This window comes from Synechococcus sp. MIT S1220 (assembly GCF_047303025.1).
Classification (GTDB): Bacteria; Cyanobacteriota; Cyanobacteriia; order PCC-6307; family Cyanobiaceae; genus Parasynechococcus.
In genome coordinates this window covers 718,491-739,642 of record NZ_CP138939.1, presented here as the reverse complement: position 1 = coordinate 739,642, position 21,152 = coordinate 718,491, and the positions used below count along the sequence as shown (strand labels likewise).

Annotated in this window: 18 protein-coding genes; 8 read left to right on the top strand and 10 right to left on the bottom strand. The window is 60.7% G+C overall.

What is annotated here, in order from left to right:
• Positions 1-12 precede the first annotated feature (12 nt).
• Together galE and selD are read left to right on the top strand one after the other, a co-directional pair.
• On the top strand, positions 13-1,047 hold the full coding sequence (galE, locus tag SIB64_RS03580) for a UDP-glucose 4-epimerase GalE (protein ID WP_413441945.1): 1,035 nt from the start codon (positions 13-15) through the stop codon (positions 1,045-1,047).
• Positions 1,044-3,116 (top strand): selenide, water dikinase SelD, encoded by a 2,073-nt coding sequence (gene selD, locus SIB64_RS03575; RefSeq protein ID WP_413442858.1) that lies wholly within the window; start codon positions 1,044-1,046, stop codon positions 3,114-3,116. The genes galE and selD overlap by 4 nt, the downstream gene beginning before the upstream one ends.
• Here selD and SIB64_RS03570 read toward each other — a convergent pair.
• Both SIB64_RS03570 and SIB64_RS03565 read right to left on the bottom strand, forming a co-directional pair.
• Complete coding sequence (locus SIB64_RS03570; protein ID WP_413441944.1) at positions 3,061-4,509, bottom strand: hypothetical protein; 1,449 nt, start codon at positions 4,507-4,509, stop codon at positions 3,061-3,063. The two genes, selD and SIB64_RS03570, sit on opposite strands and share 56 nt — an antisense overlap.
• A gap of 14 nt (positions 4,510-4,523) precedes the next feature.
• Positions 4,524-5,750 carry a CCA tRNA nucleotidyltransferase gene (locus SIB64_RS03565; RefSeq protein WP_413441943.1) on the bottom strand — a complete coding sequence of 409 codons (1,227 nt, stop codon included), beginning with the start codon at positions 5,748-5,750 and terminating at the stop codon, positions 4,524-4,526.
• A gap of 45 nt (positions 5,751-5,795) precedes the next feature.
• Here SIB64_RS03565 and SIB64_RS03560 point away from each other — a divergent pair, with 45 nt between their 5' ends.
• Both SIB64_RS03560 and SIB64_RS03555 read left to right on the top strand, forming a co-directional pair.
• Positions 5,796-6,782: a KpsF/GutQ family sugar-phosphate isomerase gene (locus tag SIB64_RS03560; RefSeq protein WP_413441942.1), complete on the top strand. Its 987-nt coding sequence runs from the start codon at positions 5,796-5,798 to the stop codon at positions 6,780-6,782.
• Positions 6,779-7,339: a KdsC family phosphatase gene (locus SIB64_RS03555; RefSeq protein WP_413441941.1), complete on the top strand. Its 561-nt coding sequence runs from the start codon at positions 6,779-6,781 to the stop codon at positions 7,337-7,339. Before SIB64_RS03560 ends, SIB64_RS03555 begins: the two co-directional genes overlap by 4 nt.
• A 6-nt stretch (positions 7,340-7,345) precedes the next feature.
• Here SIB64_RS03555 and kdsB read toward each other — a convergent pair whose 3' ends face one another.
• Together kdsB and SIB64_RS03545 are read right to left on the bottom strand one after the other, a co-directional pair.
• Positions 7,346-8,134 carry a 3-deoxy-manno-octulosonate cytidylyltransferase gene (kdsB, locus tag SIB64_RS03550; RefSeq protein WP_413441940.1) on the bottom strand — a complete coding sequence of 263 codons (789 nt, stop codon included), beginning with the start codon at positions 8,132-8,134 and terminating at the stop codon, positions 7,346-7,348.
• 2 nt (positions 8,135-8,136) lie between these two features.
• Positions 8,137-8,829: a hypothetical protein gene (locus SIB64_RS03545; protein WP_413442857.1), complete on the bottom strand. Its 693-nt coding sequence runs from the start codon at positions 8,827-8,829 to the stop codon at positions 8,137-8,139.
• A gap of 86 nt (positions 8,830-8,915) precedes the next feature.
• On the opposite strand from SIB64_RS03545, the gene SIB64_RS03540 reads away from it, so the two are divergent.
• Positions 8,916-9,992: a hypothetical protein gene (locus SIB64_RS03540; RefSeq protein WP_413441939.1), complete on the top strand. Its 1,077-nt coding sequence runs from the start codon at positions 8,916-8,918 to the stop codon at positions 9,990-9,992.
• Here the strand turns inward: SIB64_RS03540 and SIB64_RS03535 are convergent.
• Positions 9,989-12,379, bottom strand: coding sequence for a UvrD-helicase domain-containing protein (locus tag SIB64_RS03535; protein WP_413441938.1), 2,391 nt, complete (start codon positions 12,377-12,379; stop codon positions 9,989-9,991). The two genes, SIB64_RS03540 and SIB64_RS03535, sit on opposite strands and share 4 nt — an antisense overlap.
• 69 nt (positions 12,380-12,448) lie before the next feature.
• On the opposite strand from SIB64_RS03535, the gene kdsA reads away from it, so the two are divergent.
• Genes kdsA through SIB64_RS03520 form a run of 3 tightly spaced genes read left to right on the top strand, consistent with a single transcriptional unit; the run spans position 12,449 to position 14,446 of the window.
• On the top strand, positions 12,449-13,300 hold the full coding sequence (kdsA, locus tag SIB64_RS03530) for a 3-deoxy-8-phosphooctulonate synthase (RefSeq protein ID WP_413442856.1): 852 nt from the start codon (positions 12,449-12,451) through the stop codon (positions 13,298-13,300).
• Positions 13,301-13,310: 10 nt separating this feature from the next.
• Positions 13,311-13,616 carry a hypothetical protein gene (locus tag SIB64_RS03525; protein WP_413441937.1) on the top strand — a complete coding sequence of 102 codons (306 nt, stop codon included), beginning with the start codon at positions 13,311-13,313 and terminating at the stop codon, positions 13,614-13,616.
• Positions 13,610-14,446 carry a sulfotransferase family protein gene (locus SIB64_RS03520; RefSeq protein ID WP_413441936.1) on the top strand — a complete coding sequence of 279 codons (837 nt, stop codon included), beginning with the start codon at positions 13,610-13,612 and terminating at the stop codon, positions 14,444-14,446. Before SIB64_RS03525 ends, SIB64_RS03520 begins: the two co-directional genes overlap by 7 nt.
• Before the next feature lie 6 nt (positions 14,447-14,452).
• Here SIB64_RS03520 and SIB64_RS03515 read toward each other — a convergent pair whose 3' ends face one another.
• From SIB64_RS03515 to SIB64_RS03495, 5 genes are read right to left on the bottom strand one after another with little or no spacing between them, the layout of a single operon-like run.
• Complete coding sequence (locus tag SIB64_RS03515; RefSeq protein WP_413441935.1) at positions 14,453-15,334, bottom strand: sulfotransferase; 882 nt, start codon at positions 15,332-15,334, stop codon at positions 14,453-14,455.
• Positions 15,319-16,482 (bottom strand): glycosyltransferase, encoded by a 1,164-nt coding sequence (locus SIB64_RS03510; protein ID WP_413441934.1) that lies wholly within the window; start codon positions 16,480-16,482, stop codon positions 15,319-15,321. Before SIB64_RS03510 ends, SIB64_RS03515 begins: the two co-directional genes overlap by 16 nt.
• Positions 16,482-17,786: a glycosyltransferase gene (locus SIB64_RS03505; protein WP_413442855.1), complete on the bottom strand. Its 1,305-nt coding sequence runs from the start codon at positions 17,784-17,786 to the stop codon at positions 16,482-16,484. Before SIB64_RS03505 ends, SIB64_RS03510 begins: the two co-directional genes overlap by 1 nt.
• The gene (locus tag SIB64_RS03500; protein ID WP_413441933.1) at positions 17,779-18,936 is read right to left on the bottom strand and encodes a glycosyltransferase; all 1,158 of its coding nucleotides are present in this window, start codon (positions 18,934-18,936) and stop codon (positions 17,779-17,781) included. Before SIB64_RS03500 ends, SIB64_RS03505 begins: the two co-directional genes overlap by 8 nt.
• The gene (locus SIB64_RS03495) at positions 18,933-21,152 is read right to left on the bottom strand and encodes a glycosyltransferase (protein WP_413441932.1); all 2,220 of its coding nucleotides are present in this window, start codon (positions 21,150-21,152) and stop codon (positions 18,933-18,935) included. The genes SIB64_RS03500 and SIB64_RS03495 overlap by 4 nt, the downstream gene beginning before the upstream one ends.

The following is a 21,152-nucleotide window of genomic DNA, read 5'->3' as shown; positions in this document are numbered from 1 at the left end:
GGACCGAGGACCATGACCTGCCGCCTCTTGATCACCGGTGGTGCCGGATTCATCGGCAGTCACACCTGCCTGGTATTGCTTGCACAGGGCCATGAGCTGGTGATCGTTGACAACTTCAGCAACAGCAGCCCGCTGGCCTTGCAACGCGTCCAATCGCTCGCTCAACGGAACACGATCCAGGTCGTGGAGGGAGATGTACGTGATGCCGACCTGCTGGATCAGACCTTCCGCTCTTGCGGTGAACTCGATGGGGTGATCCACTTCGCCGGCCTCAAGGCGGTGGGGGAGTCGGTTGCCAATCCACTTCTTTATTGGGACGTGAATGTGAACGGCAGCCGGGTGCTCGCTGAAGTGATGCAACGGCATGGCTGCAGCACACTCGTCTTCAGCAGCACCGCGACGGTTTACGGCGCTCCGATCACATTCCCTTTACGCGAGGACAGCCTCACCGATCCCATCCACCCGTACGCCCAGACCAAACGGGCTGTTGAACAGATGCTGGACGCTTTGAGCCGGAACGCAGGCTGGCGGATCGCCAGTCTGCGGTACTTCAATCCTGTAGGAGCCCATCCCAGTGGCCAGATCGGCGAAGACCCCCTCGGCGTCCCCAACAATCTGTTCCCCTTCATCACGCAGGTGGCCGCTGGCCGCCGTGAACGACTACACATTTTCGGCAATGACTACGCAACGCCGGATGGCACGGGAATCCGCGACTATCTCCATGTCATGGATCTGGCGGAGGCCCACAGCGCCACCCTTGCTCACCTGCTCGAGCGACCAGCGCCCGTCCAACTCACCTTGAACATCGGCACCGGTTGTGGCCGATCAGTGCTGGAAGTGATCCACGGATTTGAACAGGCCACAGGGCTGTCGATCCCCTATGAAATCGTGGCCCGTCGCCCTGGTGATGTGGCCAAGCTGGAGGCCTGCCCGGCCAAAGCGGAACAGTTGCTGGGATGGAGCGCCCAGCGCAGCCTTGAGGAGATGTGCACCGATGGCTGGGCCTGGCAGCAGGCCAATCCGATGGGCTATCGCAACGCCCCATGACCAACGAGGGTCCCTTGCTTCTGGCCGGTGGAGGCCACAGCCACGCCCTTGTGCTGAAGCGGTGGGCCATTCATCCACAGCATCGACCTCGCGGCGAGGTGGTGTTGATCAATCGCCACGGCACAGCATTCTATTCGGGAATGGTTCCCGGCCTGATCGCGGGCGATTACGACCGCGATGACGTCGCGATCGACCTGCGAGATCTGTGCGATCGAGCCGGCGCGGTCTTCGTGGCAGCAGAGATCGAAGGAATCGATCCAGCCAAGCGGCTGCTGAACCTTGAGGGCCGACCACCCCTTCGCTTCGGCCGGCTCAGCCTCAACGTAGGCGCGGTCTCGCGGCCAACGGCCCTTGGAATTCCGATCAAACCCCTGGAAATAGCCCTCGATTTCCTGCGCGAACAAGACCAGAGCGACCAACCGTTCCGGGTGATCGGCGCTGGTGCAGCCGGCATCGAAGTGGTGCTGGCCCTGCGCTGCCGCTGGCCGAACCGCCACCTGCTTTTGCAGGCGCGTCCCGACCAGATCGAACCCCATCATCAACGGGCCCTGAAACGGGCCAACATCGATCTGCTCAGAGCGGCTGGCGCCACCGATGGTCCAACCCTGCTTTGCACCGGGAGCCAGGCACCCGACTGGTTGAAAGTCAGTGGATTGCCCGTCGACCAGGACGGACGCGTGCAGACCGATGCCTGCCTGCAGGTCTGCGACCACCCAGGCCTGTTCGCCAGTGGGGACTGCGCTGTCGTCCGCAACCAACCCAGGCCGCCCTCGGGTGTCTGGGCCGTGCGGGCTGCCATCCCCTTGGCCCGAAACCTTCAGGCCTCCTGCCTTGGGAAACCGCTGCAAGCCTGGCGTCCCCAACAGCATGCACTGCAACTGCTCGGTGATGCCAGCCTCCAACCACGGCAGGCTTGGGCCCGCCGCGGCCGCTGGACACTGGGAGCATCCCCATGGCTTTGGCAACTGAAGCAAGCCATCGACAGACGGTTCATGGCCGGCTTCAAGAGCCAAACCCCCATGGCCATGACCATGCCGATGGCCTGCCGCGGATGCGCCGCCAAACTCGCCGCAGCTCCTCTGCAGGATGCACTCCAGCAGGTGGGGCTCGGGCAACTGGCCAGCAATCCTGAAGATGCGTCTGTGCTGCCAGGTCTGCCGACCCAACTGCAGAGCGTCGATGGATTTCCGGCCCTGATCAGCGATGCCTGGCTCAACGGTCGACTCACGGCACTGCATGCCTGCTCCGATCTCTGGGCCTGTGGCGCGCATGTGGCGAGTGCCATGGCCGTGATCACCCTTCCTGCCGTGGATTCAGCTCAGCAACAGAACTTGCTGGCCCAGACACTGGCCGGGTTGCATTCAGCACTCATTCCGCAAGGGGCCCAACTCCTTGGCGGACACACCCTGGAAGGGCGATCGGAAGCGCCGATGCCCGCCAGCCTCGGGATCCAGGTCGCCCTGAGTGTTCATGGCGGAACGGCGGATCCGGGGGGGCGGATCTGGCGGAAGCGAGGCATCAGAAGCGGAGATGCCCTGCTGCTGAGTCGTCCGCTGGGCACGGGCGTGCTGTTTGCGGGAGCCATGGCCGGCAGGGTGTCCCCCAGCGATCTCGACCGCGTCCTGGCGACGATGAGCCGCAGCCAGCACGAGCGGTTGGAGCCCTTGCTGGCCATGGGCGAGGCGATTCATGCCTGCACGGACATCACCGGTTTCGGCCTGCTGGGGCATCTCGGAGAAATGCTCGGGCACCGACCCTGCGTTCAGATCCAGCTCAATGGAGAGCAGATTCCTGCCTACTCCGGCAGCCTGAACCTTTTCGATCAAGGCGTAGCGAGCAGTCTGGCGCCGGCAAACCGCCTCGCCTGGCGGTGGCTTGATCCAGCCGAACACAGCGACGGGGCGATCGTGACGGTGGAAGGCGCCCACGATGCGGCATTGCTTGAGCTGCTGGTCGACCCCCAGACCTGCGGGCCGCTTCTGGTGGCCTGCGATCCAAAAGCCGCAGCAGCGCTCAGTCGGGACGAGGGGTGGCACTGGATCGGCAATGCAGCACCAACGCGTGAGTGAAGCGCTCCGACACCGGTTCACATTGGAAGCGGTTCTGTTCCAACAAACGGCGCGATGGCTCGAGACGGCGTTGATTCAGCGCCGGAGGTCCACTGCTGGCCAGCCAGAGCTGGTTCAGGGCTGGCTGCTGAAGAAGACGGTTCTCCAGATCATCCGTGTCCTGCCAGGAAGTCGGCTGGTCTGGGATACGACCCATGGCCAGCTCCATCTGATCACTGAGGTTGAACAGGCGAGGCCGGGGCGTGAAGCGATCGCGTTCACCGCCCGTGAGACGACTGACTGCAGCGAACTGATCCTGCTCCCGAACACCGTTGCCCGAAGGATCAAGTTCAGCGAAGCCCCCACCCCACCAGCTGAGCAACATCACGACGAGGAGCGCGGATCCAAACCAACGCGCCGAGCCGCTCCAGCTGAAACTGGCAATCTGAACAGCGCACCACGGAACAAGAGCCGGCAGAAGAACAACGAAATAACGGCTAAAAGCGAGTGGTTTGACGAAGGAAATCAGCACCACGGCCAGCACCATCAGCAGCGATGGGAGCAATCCGCTGCCGTCTAGCAGCCGTCTCTCGTGCCAGTTCCCTGAGCCATGCCGCCGCAAGCCACCCCAGCGGCGCAGCCCCCAGAAACTTAAAAGCAATAGCGTGAGCTTGGGCAGCGGCCAGAGCCCCAGCGAACGGGCCAGCGTTTCCTCCAACAGGGCGAAATCCGGCGGGCCGATCCAGCTGCCTGATCGGGAACTGAACAGGTAGGCAGCGGCATAACCGATCCAACAGAGCGCGGGGATCACAGCAAGCGCCGCGGTGACCGCAGCACTCCATCGCCGCCTGGAGAGATCCCAGACGGCCGCGGACAGGAACAAAAACAGCCCGTAAAAATGGGTCAGGGCCGCTAGCGCAACACACAGGCCATAGGGCAGGAGACGGCCGCCGCGGCGCCAGCACCAGGCCAGCGCCACCAACACAACCAGCAGGGCGTAGCTCTTCCCCTCCAGCGAGAAACGAATCGGATAGGGGCTGCAGAACACCAGCAGGGCAGCGACAGGAACAGCCAGATGGCGCATCACCCCCATCTCCACTGCCAGCGCAGCGGTCTGAACCAGGATGACCACTCCACCGAGGCCGTAGGCCAGCCAGGACAACAGTCGCAAGCTGATCGGGCTCTGCCCGATCAGCTGTCCCCAGGCCCACAACAACCCGTAATAGGCCGGAGGGTGGGTGTCCTCACGCAGCATTGAGAGGAGTGCCAGAGGGCTGGGCTGGAAACTTTTGCCCACGCTGTACAGCTCATCACTCCACAAACCGGTGGCGTCGATCAGCAGCAGGGAGCGCAAGGCAAAGGCCAGGACGACGCCAGCCACCAGGATCATTCCCATCCAGGTGATCCGACTCATCGACCTTGTCCGACTCATCGACCTTGATCGATGACGGCCAGCCGCCTGCGTTTCAGTTCGGCCCCGAGGTCGGGCCCAGGCTGCCAGCCCTCAGCGAGCAGCTGCCGGGCCGTGATCGGCGAGAGGCAGTGGCGCCAGCGGCCCCACCAGCGCAGGAGAAACCGCCATTGGGCAGGACGGTCGCAGATCAGCAGCGCCACGACCTCGGGCTGGCAACCGAAGGATTCAAGCGCCAGGGTCCAACGCGATGGAGCCGCCTGATCAGACGGAGCGCTGGTCTGCAACCAGACGCGAAGCTCGAGCAACTGTTGAAGCCACTGCTGATGTTGCCCTGGAATCTGCAGACGCCTCGCCGTCGCCAGCGGATCGGAGACCCCCGCAAGCCAAGCAGGGAGTAACGGCAGACCCAGCCGCACCGCCCAGTGCAGGCGACGACGCCAGGTCGGATCGCTCTGCAGCGCGGGGTCAATCAGGGGAAGGGCGCCCCAACGCTCAAGGCGATGGAGGGCCTGCTCCCATGGCTCGTTGGCGAAGAGACGATCCAGCTCCATCCGACATCGCGTCGCCAGTGCAGGCGGTGCTTGTGCCGGGGGGTCGCCGAACCGCCAGGCCCAGGGCCAGGCAGCGATCGTGTTGTTGAGCTGCTCCAGGGAGGACGGATCCAACCCAAAACCAAGCCGGGCACCGTATCGAGCGGCGCGAATCAGACGCGTGGGATCGTCGCTGACGCTGTTTTGGTGCAAAAAAACGAGTTGCCGGGCCTCGAGATGGACGCAGCCTCCAAAGGGATCGATCAGCTCACCGGAGATGAGATCAAGCGCCATCGCGTTGATCGTGAAATCCCGACGTTTCAAGTCCGCCTGCAGCGATCCCGGCGTCACCTCAGGATTCCGACCCGGCGCCGGATAAACCTCTGCCCGGGCCGTCGCCAGATCCAGTGGCTGCCCGTCAAGGAACAACTCAACAGTGCCGAAGGCCGGATGGACAAGGCAACGGCTCAGGCGCTTGGGTCCACAACGCTCGCGCAACGCTGCGGCCAGATGCTCTGCATGGCCTTCCACCACCAGGTCAAGATCAGGCACCCCAAGCCAGGGATATCCATGCTGATGATGCAGCAGGGCATCACGCACTGCTCCGCCAACCAGCGCCAAGCGACTCACACCTGCATCCTGAGCAGCCAACCGCAAGTCCTCCAGCAGGGCGGACGGCACACCCGGCAGATCCAATGCCAGGGGAGTCATCGACTGACGTGAAGGACAATGACCTGATCATCACGGATCCAGCGTTTGTCCGCTCTGACCCGCTGTCTGCAGGAAGAAGCCAATGCGATCGCCTCGGCGGCGGAGCGCTTATCCGCTGCAGAGGTGGAAGCGGCTCTGGCTCTGCTCGAGCGCTGTGCCGACCAACGCGCCAAGCTCGTGATCACCGGTGTGGGCAAAAGCGGCATCGTGGCCCGAAAAATTGCGGCCACGTTCTCGTCCATCGGATTGATGGCCCTGTTTCTCAACCCTGTGGATGCCCTCCATGGCGATTTGGGTGTCGTGGCATCGGAGGACGTCTGCCTTCTGCTCTCCAACAGTGGTGAAACGGGCGAATTACTTGAAGTTCTGCCCCACCTAAAGCGACGCGGCACGGCCAGAATCGCGATTGTCGGTCGAGCCGAGTCCTCCCTCGCACGAGGCAGTGACGTGGTGCTGGAAGCCGGTGTGGACCGTGAGGCCTGCCCCCTCAACCTGGCGCCGACCGCCAGCACGGCGGTGGCCATGGCGATCGGGGATGCACTGGCCGCGGTCTGGATGGAACGACGCGGGATCTCTCCGGCGGACTTCGCCTTGAATCACCCCGCAGGATCCCTCGGCAAGCAGCTCACCCTCACGGCTTCCGATCTGATGGTGCCCGCTGCCAAGCTGCATCCGCTGCGTCCGCACACACCGCTGCCTGATGTGATCGGGGGCCTGACGCGCGACGGCATCGGCAGTGGATGGGTGGAGCATCCCGATCGTCCAGGGGCCCTGGCCGGGATCATCACGGATGGCGATCTGCGCCGGGCCCTTCAGGATCACAGCGCTGAGGAATGGACCACCCTCCAAGCTGCCGATCTGATGACAGCCGACCCGATCACGGTTGAGGCAAACGTGCTGGTGGTGCATGCACTTGAGCAGATGGAGCGCAACCGCCGCAAGCCAATTTCCGTGTTGCCGGTGGTGAATGGTGAGCGACGCCTGCTCGGCCTGCTGCGGCTCCATGATCTGATCCAGGCCGGCCTTGCATGACTCCCCTGATCGCGCTGCGCTGGTGGGCGCTGAACCGACGTCTGTCCCGGATCCGCCTGGTGGTGCTTGATGTGGATGGCGTTCTGACCGATGGAGGGCTCTGGTTCGATCCGAATGGTCACGTGCTCAAACGGTTTGATGTCCGAGATGGGCTTGGCATCCGACTCCTGCAGCAAGAGGGACTACAACTGGCCTTCCTCAGCGGTGGACAGGGGGGAGCGACGGAGGTTCGGGCCCGTCAGCTTGGAATTTCTCACTGCCTGATCGGCATCAAGGACAAGCCCGCCTGCCTGGAACGCCTGCAGACAGCACTGGCGGTGACGCCAGCGGAAACCGCCTTTATCGGAGACGATCTCAATGATCTGGCGGTTCGCCCGGTCGTGGGACTGCTCCTGGCCCCGTCGGACGCCTGCAAGCCAATGCGCAGGGGTGCTGATGCTGTTCTTCAACGCCGCGGTGGCCAGGGAGCGGTTCGAGAGCTGGCGGAACGCATCCTGAAGGCACGCGGTGCCTGGCAAGCCCTGGCCCAAAACGGTTGGCGGGACCGCAACGACTGACCAGGCTCAGTCGATCGATCGCGCCATCGCTCTGGCTTGTTCCAGCTGTTCAGCGGTGTCCACCGATAGCGATGTGCCGTTCACTTCAAACGTGGCAATCATGTGGCCCGCTTCAATCAAGCGCAACTGCTCGAGCCGTTCCAAATCTTCCAGGGGAGATGCCGGAAGTTGATCCCATCCGGCCAGCACATCTCCACGAAAGCCATACATGCCCACATGGCCCCAGTAGGTGGCATGGCCGTGCCACTCAGACGGGTCCACATCCCTGACGTGGGGGATGGCGGAGCGTGAGAAATACAGGGCGCGCCCATCGTGGGCCAGCAGGGTCTTGACGACATTGGGGTTGTGAATCGTGTCCGGCTTGAGCCGGTACACCGGAGTCACCACTGCCGGAACAGGATCCAGGCGAGCAAACGTCTCCGTCATGGCCGTGACCACTGCGGGATCCAGAAACGGCTGATCGCCCTGGACATTGATCACTGCCGTGCGCAAGGGATCAGGCTCCCGACCTCCCCAAGCGAGTGCCATCAACGGCTCCACAACCGAGGCGATCCGCTCGCTGCCGGAACTGCAGTGCTCGGCGGTCATCAACACGGGGAAACCCCAGTCTTCGGCAAGACCCTGCAGCTGCCTGCTGTCCGTGCAGAGCACAACGGCCTCAGGTCCCACCGCAGCGCGACATCGCTCAAGTACCCGTTGAATCATCGGCCGTCCCCCAATATCCGCAAGAACCTTGTTGGGCAGACGGGATGATCGCAACCGGGCCGGTACGGCAACCACACTGCGACGCTCCATTCTCAATCCCACAGCTTCATCGCATCGTCCCTGGCACTGAACCACTCCGCAGCCAGCGGGCCACCCATCGTCCGCTGCTCGCGGAACCAAGGGCCACCAAGTGTCCAGTGCAGAAGCTGCGGCTCATCGCCCTCCTGAGGCGGGGCTTGCACATCAACCAGGTGATTCCAGGAGCCTTGGATCGCACCGATCTCATGGTCACCCTCCAACCAGTGGAAACGATGCAACTCCAAACCAGAGGCACTGTTGACGTACTCAACAGTGAGCTTGGTGCAGCGGTTGCAGTTCAAGAGCATTAAGGAACTCCAGTTCTTCTTCGGGTAAGCGCTCTGCACCTCTCCGAGGAACTTCACGGATTCACCCGGGACATGATCGTGCTGCACGCACATGGCGGCAAATCGTTCATCCCGCTGCTCCCAGAGCGACAGGATGTCTCCCCGGCAGAGCATGTCGCAATCCATGAAAAGGGCCCAGCCGTCGTACCCCATCAGATGCGGGACAAGGAAGCGCGTGAACGAGAAGGCGGTGCTCTGCTTCGGATCTCTCGTACGCCTGTACAAGCCCTGCGCTTCAAGCTGTGATGTGACCAACGGCGTGATCCTGAGCGGCACGCTGCTGTGCTGATAGAGGCTGTCGATCAGCACATTCGTGGCCGCCCGTTCCCGCGGGTCGTAGCCGATGAAGATTGGAATCATCGGCGGTCTCACGGTCGACACAATCCGGCCTGATCTGGCCAGGAGGTTAATCGGAGGCTGCGGAAGGCAATCCCCGGCAAGCTGCTGTGGAGATCCGATCAGAAAACGCAGTGCTGGTCCTCATCGAGGCTGACCCGAACCGTGCGGGTTGCCGACTGCGCTGGTGGAATGTCAAGCGGCTTGCCGAACAACAGGGAACTGCTGTTCGGCAGCTGAGCTTGCCCTCAGAGAAGCGCCTGTCCAAACACGACTTACCGCGATTCTGCCGGCGGCTGCCGAAGGACATGCGCCTGTGGTTGAGGGATCTGCCACCGACGTTGCGGCGTGCCAAGTTCCTGCTGACCCTCGCCTCAGCCCGGGTGGTGATCGCGGGCAAACCGAACGATCCGCGGCTGATCGATGGAATGCGCGTCGCGCGTTGGTTCGGTACGCGGCTGATCGTGGATGCGTGCGACGTCAAACCCAGCTACGTCCATATCCAGGACGCATTCGCACTGGCCAGCTCCATCACCATCCCCACGAAAGCACTGATCGCTGCCGTTCCAGAACGGCAGCGACACAAGATCAAGGTCATTCCCGACAGCCTGGACAAAGCCTGTCTGCCGACGACCAGCGAACGCCCGCCGGACCCGCGTCCGACGCTGAACATTCTCTGGTTCGGTGTAATCGAAGCGATCGGCCCCGCGGAACGCCCCTCCTTCGCGCTGTTCTGCGATCTGATCGCCGCATCGATCGATTCGCTTCAAAAGCATCAAGCCAGCATCACGCTGGTGTGCTCACGCAGCGACGAGGCTCTCCAACATCTGGAACGCAGGTTGTCGCCCAACACCCTGCCCTGCGAAGCCATGGACTGGACCATCAACAACATGCGCCAGGCTCTGGCCAGACCTGGCCTGGCTTTGATCCCTTACCCGACACCGGTCGAATGCTGCCAAAAGAGTGCCAACCGCATGGAACTGGCCTTATATGCCGGCAGAACCGTCCTGGTGAATGGTCGACTCCCATCGCTCGATCAGGCCCTGCAAGAAGAGGTCATCGAAATCGATGCTCGGCTTGAGCAGCCCTGGATTACGGCTGGGAAGCGGGGCTCAACGGCCGCGCGCCGCTACCTCGACAGGAAACAACTGTTGATCGATCAGCAGTGGTGTGAACTGATTCGCTAAGCGTCTGCGACGGGTTCGATGGGCGCGAGCCGCGGATCGAGGATTTTGGGTCCCATGCCAGCAAATTTCACGGCAATCGATACCTTCTCGCCGCTTCCGAAGGTGTGGGTGACCTCTCCGAGACCGAAGCTGGCATGGCTGACGCGATCTCCCACACTCCAGCTCCGACCAGGGGCTGGTCCAGCATGTCGACGCCGGACAGCATTCGCAGCGGCCGGCGCCGGACGCTCACGATCAACACGGGTTAGCCGATCCAGCCGACGCTCCCGCCGCAACGCCGCACCACCGCTTTGGGGCAGATCCCCCTGAACCAGGGCTTCAGGCAGTTCGGAGAGAAAAACGGACGGCACCGCCGCTTCACGCATGCCACCCCAGAGCCGGCGCTCACTCGCATGGGACAGAAACAGACGTTCTTTGGCCCGGGTGATGCCCACATAACAGAGGCGACGCTCCTCTTCCAGCGAGGCCGGATCATCGAGGGAGCGATAGCTCGGGAACAAACCCTGCTCCAAGCCGACCAGGCACACCACCGGGAACTCCAACCCCTTGCTGCTGTGCAGTGTCATCAGAGTGACCCGATCAGCGGCGGTGTCTTTGTTATCCGCATCGCTGGAGAGCGCTGCAGTCGCAAGGAAACCCTCAAGATCTCCCTCTTCGTTCTCCTCCTGGTACTGCAGTGCTGCGTTAACGAGTTCCTGAAGGTTGCGGCGCCGCTCTTCGGCCTCATCACTGCCATCAGCGATCAGTTCACTCACATAGCCGCTCTTCTCCATCACCTGCTGAATCAGCTCCGACGGCGCCGCATCCTGGATCTGGCGCTGCAAGTCATTCACTAGCTCGCAGAACTGCAGCAAACCCTTCGCTGATCGTCCGCCAAGCGATCGCACTGCTTCAGGGTCGCTCACCACATCCCAGAGCGGGATCCCGAGCTGATTGGCCGCATCCGTGAGGCGCTGAATCGTGGTCTTGCCGATGCCGCGCTTGGGAACGTTGATCACGCGCAGAAGACTGACGGTATCGGCAGGATTCACCAGCAGGCGCAGATAGGCGAGCAAATCCTTGATCTCGCGGCGGTCGTAGAAACGAAGCCCTCCCACCACGATGTAAGGAATCCTCCAGCGCACCAGCGACTCCTCGATCGACCGGGACTGGGCGTTGGTCCGATACAACACGGCCATGTCACCCCAGCTCAAATCGGGATTTGCCGCCTCCATCGTTCGCAGCCGATGGACAACGGCCTCAGCCTCAGCGATCTCGTCATCGCAGCGGGTCAACATGATCAGTTCCCCCTCGCCGCGCGTGGGACGAAGCACCTTGTCGATCCGCTCGCTGTTGTTGGCGATCAGCGCATTCGCCGCCTCGAGGATCGTGGCGGTGGAGCGGTAGTTCTCCTCCAACTTGACCATTGTGCGCGTGATGTCATCGGCGGCCTGATCACCGAAATCGTCCTGAAAACCCATCAGGATTGTGAAATCCGCGGCCCGGAAGCTATAGATGCTCTGATCAGCATCACCAACCACAAAAACGGATCGCCCCGCCCAGTCGTCGAAGGACTGGGGATCCTTGCCATCCGTCACCAACAGCTTGATCAGGTCGTATTGGGTGCGGTTGGTGTCCTGATACTCATCCACCAGCACATGCCGAAAGCGGCGATGCCAGTAGCTCCGCACCTGCTCGTTCTGCTGCAGAAGCTGGACGGGCAACAGCAGGAGATCGTCAAAATCAAGTGCGTTGTTCGCAGCCAGTGCCTTGCGGTATCGGCGATAAACATCGGCGGTGAGCTTGCCCCGCTGCCCCTCGGCGTTGGCCTCCAGCTGATCCGGCAGCCAGCCCTGATTCTTGGCGTTGCTGATCGCCCAGCGCACCTTCTTGGGCTCAAACCGCTTTGGGTCGAGTTGGAGTTCCTGCGTCACAATCTCCTTCACCAGACTCTGCGCATCCGCCTCGTCGTATATCGAGAACTGCCTGGTCCAGCTGAGCCCTTCAGCATCCTTGAACTTGTCAATATCAAAACGAAGCAAACGGGCAAACAGAGCATGGAACGTTCCAATCCAGAGCTCTTTCGTCACTTCGCGGTAAATACGCGATCGCAGCTGTCGCTGTTCGACGGGGGGCAAGGTGCCCCAGGGCTGGCCGAACTGGCTTAAGGCGAGCCGTTGTGCAAGCAGCACCTCGAGTCGCTCCTTCATTTCGCGGGCGGCTTTGTTGGTGAAGGTCACCGCCAGGATCTGAGCCGGATCGGCCCCGTGTTCACCGATCAGATGGGCAATACGATGGGTCAGGGCCCGGGTTTTGCCACTCCCGGCACCTGCCACAACCAACAGTGGCCCCTGATGGTGATCGACGGCCTTGCGCTGGGCGTCGTTAAGGCCTGCCAAAAAGCTCATGGCTGGAGGCTAGTGCTCACGGGCATCAAGAACAGACTCGGTATGCTCCGCTGGCTCCGATTCGATGACATGCCAGCGCGACAGGTCAAGCTCGGAACGATCACCGTCGCCAATGACCACCCATTTGTGTTGCTGGGTGGGGTGAATGTGCTCGAAGATTTGGACTTCGCCCTGAACTGCGCTGCCCATTACAAGGATGTCTGCGAAAGCTTGAATATTCCGCTGGTCTTCAAGGCCTCTTACGACAAGGCGAACCGCTCATCCATTCATTCGTTCCGCGGTCCCGGTCTCGACGAGGGTCTGCGCATCCTCGAGGCAGTGAAAGACACCCATGGCATCCCGGTGATCACGGACGTGCACACACCGGAGCAAGCCGAAGCCGCAGCAAAGGTGGTCGACATCATTCAGTTACCTGCATTTCTGGCCAGACAGACCGATTTGGTTCGGGCCATGGCCGAAACGGGAGCGGTGATCAACATCAAAAAACCGCAGTTCCTCAGCCCAGAACAGATGGGCAACATCATTGAAAAGTTTCGCGAGTGCGGCAACGAGCAGCTGCTCATTTGCGAGCGTGGCACCAATTTCGGCTACGACAACCTTGTTGTGGACATGCTTGGGTTCGGAGTGATGAGGCGTTGCTGTGATGACTTGCCCCTGATCTTCGATGTCACCCATGCGCTGCAGTGCCGTGATCCTGGCGGCGCCGCGTCCGGTGGTCGCCGATCACAGGTTGTGGATCTCGCTAGGGCCGGAATGGCTGTCGGGCTGGCTGGACTATTCCTCGAAGCACACCCTGATCCCGATCAGGCTCGCTGCGATGGCCCTAGCGCACTGCCCCTTGAGATGTTGGAGGCATTTCTGAGCCAAGTCAAAAGTATCGACAACCTGGTGAAGAGTTTTCCAAAACTCGACATCAAATAACCTTGAAGTCATGATCAATCCAACGATCGTATCTTCAATCGCTGTGATGGATGGCCATGGCCTAAACAATGCGATCAGTGCATACAACTCCATCCATTTAAAGCGTCCTGCGCCTGAATTTTTTCAGTATCAAATTTTCAAAGAACAAGGCGATTGTCATGGCTATAAAAAAGAAGAACTACCGATCATGGTTGAAATCAATAGAAATTATCGATATCACATCAAAAGATTTCGCCACAACATGTCGGGCCTCGATGCATGGACTTTATCGCAATACGGGCCAACCGCTCTTCACTGCATGGCCAATAAATGCTAGAAGCAGGCAAAACAAAAACATTTCTTTTGAGCCTTGGCGCACAAAAAGCAGGAACTTCCTGGCTCCACGATCAACTTAACCGTCGCGAAGATACTGACTTTGGCTTTTTAAAAGAATATCATATTCTTGATGCATTAAGCTTAACATCATTCCAAAAATTTCGAAGCCGCCGTCCATTTCCATGGAAATGGCGCACCTGGAACCGCTATCGCTTTCTCGAAAAACCCGACCGTTATTTTAATTACTTTTCGAAAATCTTAAGTCGATCAGATATCAAACTAACCGGTGATATCACGCCTTCATACAGTTGCCTAAAAAAGGAAACATTATTCTGGACACGTGATCAATTCCTCAAGCGTGGCATCACAACAAAAGCAGTTTTTATAATGAGAGATCCAGTCGAGAGAATTCTTTCGCAACAGCGAATGAAACTAAGGAAATCAAATTCATTGAATCCCGAGCATGAGTTAGACCAACTTCGCACGTTAGCTTCCAAAATCCTCGAGAAGCCCAGCCAACGCAGTAATTACTTATCAACACTCCAAAATATCAAGGCGGTATTCGACCAGAAAGACCTCTTCATTGATCTCTATGAGAAGCTCTTCACCGAAACGACATTTCAAGCACTCTGCAGGCATCTCCATCTTGATTACATCGCTCCAAACTGGGGAGTCCGCGTTAACGAAAGCAACTCAACAACAACAATTCCTGATGAGATTCTTAAAGCCATAGGAGAGAGCCAACGCACGACTTTTCTGACAATTTCTCGAGAGCATCCAGAACTTAATATCCAACAACATTGGCCCACTGCAAGTAAGTGGTGCACTTAATAGTCGTCAGCGGGTTAAGATCCGATTGGAATACACGAGTCTCTGGTTCAAGCGTTGCACGGGCGGAATCAACATCGCAAGACGGATTACGTGGTCAGACGAATCAAGCCAAGAGCCATCGTAACGAATCTCACTCACTCGATCTTTGTCAAATCGCATGCGGTTACCACTAAGAATATGACTTTTTGTCGTCATACCAGGAGTAAGCATTTGATCGTGGAAGTCAAGCCCAAGCCAATCGCAGATCAATTGCAAAGACCGTTCAGGCTTTAAAGCCAATTCCTCATAACCCAAATGAAATACTGGTCGCCCGCACTGCCGCAAAACGCGATCAAACTTGCGATTCACATACCACCATCGCGCAAGGGTGCGCAGATCTGGCAGCCACCGTTTCCTTTGCCTGTTTGCCCTTAAACGGGAATGCAACCACGAGCGCACATCACGGACGAGATGGATGACACGCACATCAACATTGGGAGGCATTCGATGCGGCAGTTCAAGATCATCCTGAAAAGAATCAACAATGACGTCAGGCAACTGGCCGCGCTCGACTCCAGCAGTCACCAGGTTCAGAAGCTGTTGCATCTTCTGATGTAGAGGTTGCTGTTCATGAGCGACCAGCCACGTAAGAGCTGGTCCCCAGACCGGACAGTCAACTGCTAGCTCCCCGCAGGTACAACGGCGTTCATGTCGGTGAGACCCCCGCAACAGCGCGGGACCGCGGTTTTCCTCCCCAGGGCGCGGTGTCTGCAGAATCCTCGTGGCCTCGCCTAAGCCGACAATCCGTGGGTGGGCACCAAGGGCAAGATCCAAAATTGTGGTGCCGCTGTGGCCAAGCCCGCGAATCAGCAACAGCGTTGGAGAGCGTTCCATCAAAGGGGTGGGCACGGCATCGCTGCAGCTTTGGCCTGAACACGATCGAGGAGATCGGTGACCTGCTGCAGGTGATGAGCCACGGTGAATCTCTTCAGAACCCGCTGGCGCCCTGCCCGTCCAAAGCGTTCCGCCAGCTCCGGGTCATTGATCAGCCGCAGCATCGCCATCGCCATCGCCTCCTCATCACCCTCCTCCACGAGAAGGCCCGTCTCTCCCTCAATCACCACATCGGGGATGCCGGCATGCCGAGTTGCAATGACGGGAAGTCCGCTCAACTGAGCCTCCATCACCGCTACGGGGCTTCCTTCGCTGTCGCCGTTAGGAGCGACACACGAATGCTGAACAAACGCTCTCGCCTGCCGCATCAGAGCTGCCACCTCACGCTGGCCGCAACAACCGAGGAAACGGACCTGCCCCTGCAGGTTCTGCTCAGCCACAAACTGCATGGCGCGGGTCAGCAACGGTCCTTCTCCAACCATCCAGAGCATCGGCTCGCTTGGTGAACCGAGCTGCAGCAGACAACGACGGAATGCCTCGAGGGTTTGGAGGGGACCTTTTTTGGCCACGAAGCGTCCAACGGCGAGCAAGAGCGGCCCATACGACGAGGGTGCACTGCCATGAAACAGCTCACTGTCGGCGCCGGATGGACTGACGATGATCCGTTCGCGCCGCGCCCCCAGACCGATGAGGCGCTCCGCCATGGCGTTTGATTTCACGATGACGCCATCAGCGATGCTGAACAGACGCTTGTAGCGGCTGCTGAGCACGCCGATGCGTTCCTCCGCCGACGCATCTGATCCGCGAAAGTGGACCACGAGTGGGAGTCGACTCCATCTGCAGGCTTCCATCACCCGCACGGCCTCAAAACCGAATTCAGCCAGCACCAGCGCGGGACGATCACGCTGAATCAGCAACATCGCCGCGCCAGACGCCGGTAAGCCTGCGGCTCGCAACAGTCGCAGCCGGGTCAGCACTTTGCTGAGCAGAATCGCCAGGCCGTATAGCAGCCGCAGCGGCTTGAACCAGGGGCGCTCATCACCGAAATAAGCCGAAATCCGAAAGGGCAATCTCGCCAAATTGGCGCGAATGAAAGTCTCACTGACTGCCCGTCGGGTCGGCGCAAACACCATCAGGTGCCCTCGATCGTGAACAGCCTCCATCACGTTGAAGGCAAGGCCAGCACCGAACGCCAGTGCGGCTCAACATCCGGCCAGTCAAGGGTCCGAAGCTTCTGACGGGCTGCAGAGCCCAGCGTCCGCCGCATCTGGGGATCCACCATCAGAGCCTGAAGCGCCGTGGCGAATGCCGCATGATCCTCCTTGGGAACCACCAAGCCGTGGACCGCATCGCTCACCATTTCGAGAGGGCCAGGCGACGCATCACTCACGACCGACGGCAGACCAGCCGCCATCGCCTCAAGAAGAGCATTGGGCATGCCCTCAAACCGAGAAGGGAGCGCAAAGATCGAGGCGCGTGCCATGAACACAGCAGGATCTGACTGAAAGCCCTCGAACACCACCCGGTCAGGGATGCCCGAAGCCTGAGCCAGATCGGAGAGGGCCTGGCGCTCCGGACCATCACCGACCAGCGTCAACAGCCAGCGTGAACGCAACGATTCAGGTAGGGCAGCAAATGCGCGGATCAGCAGATCCAGGCCCTTCTGGGGCACCAACCGGGCAACCGCCAGCACCTCCTCGCAACGACGCTGCCCCGATGGGGCGCTGTCGTCACGGAGAACACCGGCTGGCAAAGGATTCGGCAGCAGCTCAAGGCGGGTCCAATGCCCCATGCCTCGCAAGGCCCGCAGCACCCCCTCTGTGTTGGCGGTCACCACATCAGCCCGCGTGTAACAGATGCGCCTCAGGCGGCTCCAGAGCGGATCCATCTCCTGCAATCGGGGATCGTTTCGCTCCGAAACCACCAGATGAATGGGGAGATCCCAGGCAGCGGCACAGCAAAGGATGTTGGTCTTGGAGAGCAGAGCCAGAACACGTCTGGGTTGACGCTCGAGAAACAGTTGCCGCAGGCGGATGTAGCGCAGACCGCCAAAACTGCCCATGCAGTGGTTCAGCAGGGCGGTCATCGCCCCGGATCGCCCTGGCTGAACACGGGTCTCAAGCCAGGGCAGCAACAGCTGCAACACCTGCAACAGCAGCAGCGTGATCAGACGGAGCAGACCACGCTGGACCTTGATCAGCTGCGCCACGCTGAAACGCCGAGCCCGTGCCTGCAGCGCACGGTTTGAAGCGTCCCTCAGCAAGGGATGCAGCTCAGAGTGCGTCGACAAGTCCAGATTCAAAAGATTGACGCTGTCTGGCACCCTGTGGCGCACGGGGTGATCGGGTCTCAGGGACAACACCCGCACGGTCATGCCCTGGTGCGCGAAATGCTCCGCTGCCAGCAGACCCACTTTCTGTGCACCACCGGCTCCGAGATGGGGAAGCACAACCCAGAGGTCATCCATGGCGTGGTTGGTGCAAGGCATCCAGAAAATCACGGCGCAGGCGCTCTTCGGAGAACCGCTGCCGCACCCGGCAGGCTTGCTCAGCCAGCGACTGGCGTTGGCTGGGCTCGCTGAGCAGTCCACCCAGCCCATCGACCCAATCTGTGGTCGAGGCCTGCTCAGCAAGCAGGCGGCCGTTCAGGCCATCGTCAATCAGATCCGCAGGCCCGGTGAGGCAGTCACTGGCAATGCAGACGCAACCTGCCGCCATCGCCTCAAGCAGCACATTGGGAAACCCCTCGAAGCGCGACGGAAGCACGAACAGCGTTGCGCGCTCATACCAGGCGGAGATGTTACCGACGGGTCCGGGCATCAAGAAACGGCGCTGAAGGTCCGGCGCATCACCGAGCTGTGCCCGCAACCGGGCCTGGTGATCGACACCCTGCTGGGGCTGATCACCTAAACCCAGCACCACCAGATGCAGCGCCGGAAAACGGCAGCCCAAGATTGAAAACACTGGGATCAAACGGTCGAACCCCTTCTGGTGAGGTTTGGTTCCAGCCGCAAGAATCACAGGAACATCAGCCGGAAGCAGATCATCGGGACGCAGCCGCGGCTCATGCTCGGGCAGGGGCCAAACCACCGGATTGGGAAGCAGAAGCTGACGGCGTGCACCGCAGTGGCGCCGCAGCCAGTTCCCCGTTGTGCGGGTCTGAACAAGGTGCAGATCAGCCCACGGATAGCTGAGCCGGCGCAGGCATCGCCAGGGAAGCGACGGTGGTTTGGCGGGTGGATAGTTGCGTTCCGACACCAGGCAGCGCAAGGACAATCCCCGGGTGGCCAGCAGAAGTTTGACCGCCGGCAGCACGGTCACCCCCACCACCACATCAACGGCCTCGCTGCGCAGCAGAGCACGCAAATTCAGTATCCGGGCCGGAAAAGCCCACCAACCCAACCAGGTAACCATGCTCGGCAGCGGTGGTTCCTGTCGGCGCTCCAGTCCTGGCGGTAGGGGGTAAGCATCCTTTTCCCGCCCATGGCGGGTCACCACAAGCACCCGCCATCCGGCATCACGACACCAGACCGCCCAGCGGAGCAGGGTCCGCTCAGCCCCACCAAGCTTGAGGGAATCGATCGTGAAGGCGATCGCCGGCATCGACCCCCGGCTCATGCTGGGGATGCGGAGGATAGAGGTCGAAGAAAACGCCACGCCTTCTCGGCGCGCTCCAAGCGCAACTCCGGGAAATAAACGAGCAGGACCGGCTCAACAAAAACGTCCATCGCGGGGCGACTCTCCGGCTGGCCAACAGACCATCGGCAACGCTGCAGCCGTTCCAACATCTGGTCAGCAAAACCGCGATGGTCTTCCTGTGTGCGCTGGGCAACCGGATCGAAACGCTCGGCATGACAAGCGATCTGGAGCCGCTCCACATCGCTGAACAAGGCCTCGAATCGGATGCCGTCTCCAGATCGCCAGGCCATCACGGCTGCTACAGCTAGGCATCGCATGATGTTCCGGGTCATCCGCGTTGCCGTGTTGCGATCGATTCGAAAGGGGTCGTACCGCCTGGCACAACCTTGCAGGGCCAGGGATGCGTCATCCAACAACACGTGATCCTCAAGCGCCATCAAGGCCCGCAAGCGGGTGAGATGCGCGGAGATCAAAAGCTTGGCGCGGTTCTCGCGATTGGGACGAAGACAGCGATAGGTCTCTGGATCAGCATCCAGGCTCGTGATGATGGTCCCCAGGGCATCGGCGCAGCGGCGAATCGCGGCAGGGTCCTTGGCGTCAATGGCCCTGTAGGTGCGCACCACACGGCAGTAACCCGCAAAGTGCAGCGGCAAGCGTTCGCTTGCCGCCAGCGCGTCGAACATCTCGAGCTGATCGCGGCGGTCGCCTGGCCTGGATCCACGTCGAAACAACAACTGGTGCAGGATCTCAGCCTCCCCATCCAGCCCCCAGATCCGTTCGATCAAGCCAACGGCAAGGGCATTGTCTCCAGCCTCCAAAGCACGGGATGCACGTGCTGCCAACCAGTCGATGCTGTTGGGTGCGATCCGTAGCAAACGATCCAGCGCCGCTGCTCCCCAGGCTGCCGACGTGCATCGCTCCATGATCTGAACGAACGCGAGGGCCGATTGCGTACCGATCCAGGACAAACGCAACTGACGCCGTACCCGGTAGTAAGCCAACGCCTGCGGCGGCAGCGGCTCAGGGGGCATCAGGCCGTGGCCCCTGAGGCAGGCAAGCATGGCGTCCGTCCGCCGCTCATAGGTGAAGTCCCGGGCACGGGCGAGACGCATGGAACGGCTCGGACCATCCCCGCGTAGCGACGCTTCGATCGCCCGTTGGAAGGCCTCCGGATCCGGTGGACACAAACTGGCGACATCCGCCTGGGCTGCCAGCGATGGAATCGCCGTTGCCACCACAGGACACCCGGCCGCCAGATACTCGAAAAACTTCATCGGATCCATATGGCGGGTGTACTCGTTCAGCTGCAGCGGCAGCAAAGCGACATCAGCACGGGAGAGGTAAGCGGGCAGCTCGGCATACGGTCGAGCACCGATCAGGTGAACATTGGGATGGGATCGCAGCGGCTCGACATCCGTGTCGGGATCGCCATCTCCAATGGGACCGATCAGCACATAGGTCCAGCTGGGTGTCCGGGCGATCAAGGCCTCCAGCATGACCAGATCGAGTTTGTAGCCATCAATCGCTCCGATGAACATCAGGCACGGGCCAGCGATGGACGGCAGATCCGGAGGAGGCGCAAGGGTCTGGGACAGAGCAGCACCAAAGTGATCAGCATCGGCAACGTTGCCGAACAGATGGGTACCGGCATTGAGCGGAGCGAGGGTCCGCTGCAACTCAGGAGCAGTTGTGAAAACGGCATTCACAGCACCGCAGAGGTCGTGCTCAGCGACGTCGAGAGAGGCTTCCGGCATCCCCGGCTGCGCCTGAATCCGGTCAACGCAGTGGTAAATCGTCGCCTGGAAACGGCCGAGTTTTAAGTAGTAGCGAGTGTTGGGGTTGTAGGTCCACAGCAGGGGGCGACGTAGATCGAGGCATAGATCCGCCCAGAACAGGGCCAGATTCAAACTCCAGCGACTCAGTCGACCAGCCAGTCCGCGGATGCGTCCGGGCATCACCAACGGCGACAAGACCCAGACCCCTGGATGGACGCATCGCAACGGCCGGACGCTGCGTCGCAGTCGCCGCAAAATGCGACTGCTGTCAGAACGGTTCGCCCGCGCACCCCGCACACCAAGGGAGTCGACATAAAGAACGCGATGTCCGGCTGCCGCTAGCGACAGAGCTTGGTGCTGTTTGTTGGTCCAGAGGGGATGATCCCAGTCCGCTGTGGACAGCAGGATGACATCAGCCAT